The organism is Actinopolyspora xinjiangensis (assembly GCF_900104475.1).
Classification (GTDB): Bacteria; Actinomycetota; Actinomycetes; order Mycobacteriales; family Pseudonocardiaceae; genus Actinopolyspora; species Actinopolyspora xinjiangensis.
Window position 1 is genome coordinate 40,442 of record NZ_FNJR01000021.1, and the last position, 2,222, is coordinate 42,663.

The 2,222-nt window shown below is 68.7% G+C and carries 1 protein-coding gene; it reads right to left on the bottom strand.

What is annotated here, in order from left to right; translation table 11 throughout:
• Positions 1 to 268: 268 nt before the first annotated feature.
• Positions 269 to 2,092 carry a tyrosine-type recombinase/integrase gene (locus BLQ75_RS22310; RefSeq protein WP_244515867.1) on the bottom strand — a complete coding sequence of 608 codons (1,824 nt, stop codon included), beginning with the start codon at positions 2,090 to 2,092 and terminating at the stop codon, positions 269 to 271.
• Between the last annotated feature and the right edge of the window lie 130 nt (positions 2,093 to 2,222).

Here is a 2,222-nt window from a genome sequence, read left to right on the forward strand (position 1 = left end):
CGTGGCGCCAGCCCTCCGGGGCTGGCGAGGATCGCAACCCCCTGGCCCTGCACACCGGACTCACCAGCGGTGAGTGGCGCCAGCCCTTCGGGGCTGGCGAGGATCGCAACAGACATGTCTGACGTGACCGCCGACCACATCGAGGCGGTGGCGCCAGCCCTTCGGGGCTGGCGAGGATCACAACTACGGGCAATTGCTGTCCGAGACGTACGAGCGGTACGGGTGGCGCCACCCCTCCGGACTGGCGCCCTTCCCCCTTCCGCCTCGTTCACGGCGTCATGGTGACGAATGTGGTGAGGTGTTGGTCGTCGGTGTCGTACACGCCGAGTTCGTAGTCGAGGATGTCGGCTTCGCTGCGGCCGTCGTGGCGGACGGAGGCGGCCAGTAGATGCTTGAGGTGGTCGGGCTTGTCGGGATCGGCTTCGGCGGTGAAGGTGCGGACGACTTCGCCGAGGCGGCGGACTTCGAAGCGCAGCAGCCGTGGTCCATCGGGAGTTGGCGACGAGTCCGTTTCGGACGGTTCGATCTCCGGCGCTTCCGGCAGCGCTCGTTCCTTCGCCTCCGCGGCCACGAGCTCGGCCGCTCCGGCGACGACTGTGGTGGGTCTGCCGCGTGCTGCTTCGACCAGCCCCCAGGTCTTGAGCAGTGTGACGGCCCTGTTGGCGGTTCCCACGGATACGTGGTGCTGTTCCGCGAGCTTTTTGGCCGTCGGAATCCGCTCGCCGTCGGCGAGTTCTCCGCCGCCGATCCGCTGCCGTAGCTCGTGGGCGATGTGCTCGTAGGGATTCTCGGGCTGGAGTAGGGCTTTCTCGGCGGGCGACATCGGACTGCCGGGGCGTTCTGGCACTCGGGAGAACAGCGCCTGTGAGGCGCGCTGGTCGGCTTCGGAGACCCAGGCGGAGTACACCCGCAGGGTGGTGGTGCCGCCTCCGCCGTGTCCGAGTCGTCCGGCGACCGTGCGGGGGTCCACGCCTGCCGAGATGAGTTCGGTGGCGGAGTAGTGGCGCAGCTTGTGCAGCGTGGTGGAGATCCCGAGTCTGCGCACCATGCGTTCGTAGCGTTGGGTCACGGTGTCCGGTGCGAGGAACCCGCCGGCGTCGGGGTCCGGGGAGAAGACGTAGGAGTCGGTGTCGGGTTCGACGCCGAACTGGGCGGCGCGTTCTCGTTGCCGCTGCTTCAGCGCGGTCAGGACCGCGACGGTTTCGGCGTCCAGCGCGATACGTCGCTGCTGGTGCGTCTTGGTGGGTTTGACGTACCAGCTGCTGGTCGACTCGTCATAGGCCAGCGCCTGCTTCAGCCGCAGCACGGCCGAGTCGAGGTCGATGTGCTCCCACCGCAGGGCGCAGAGTTCGCCCCGGCGTGCGCCGGTGGTCATCGCCGTCCAGACGAACGCGCCCCAGTCCTCGTCGGTGCGCCATGCCGCCTGGAGGACGCGGACGGCTTCCGCCGCGGTGGGAGGGTTCGGCTCCGCTCGGGGAGCGGCGGGCGGTTCGGCCTGGCCGACCGGGTTGTCAGCCACCCACTTCCACCGCACCGCCCGCTTGAACGCCCCGGACAGCAGGTAGTGGATCTGGCGGATCTGCGTGGCACCCAACGGCTTGCAGCGGTGCCTGCGGCAGCGGTGGTCGCACTCGTGCGGCTTCCTGGTGTGGTGATCGACGCGCTGCTTGCCGGTGCAGTGGTTCCGGCACCGCCGCAGCTCGGCGTAGAGCGAGTCGAGCGCGTCGGCGTCGAGCTGGCCGACCTTGACCTGACCGATGAACGGCAGCACGTGGTTCCGCGCCGCCCGGCGGTAGCCGTTGAGCGTGGTGGCCTCGCCGTCGAAGTGCTTTTCGAGGTAGCGGTCCAGCAGCTGTTCGACGGTGGCGTTCGTGCGCGGGTTGCGGCGCTCGTCGACCTGGTTGAGCAGCCGGGTCCGCACCCGCTCGGCCTCGGCCTCGGTATCGCGCCCCGCCGCGACCACCTCGGTGAGGTAGTGCCGCCGTTGGGTCACCGGGTCGAAACCGGCGTAGACCTTCACCCGCAGCGCGCCGCTGGGAAGCCGTTCGACGCTGCCGCGGGTCCGTCTCCGTCCCCTCGTCGCTGCTGCCACGACTCCATTTTACGAGCACTCGCACCACGTTTGATCCCACAAACCTCGAACGAGGCAAACGTGGTCGAGTGAATTCCCAGGTCAGACTAGGCGCCCCCGGCAGGATTCGAACCTGCGACCTAGAGATTAG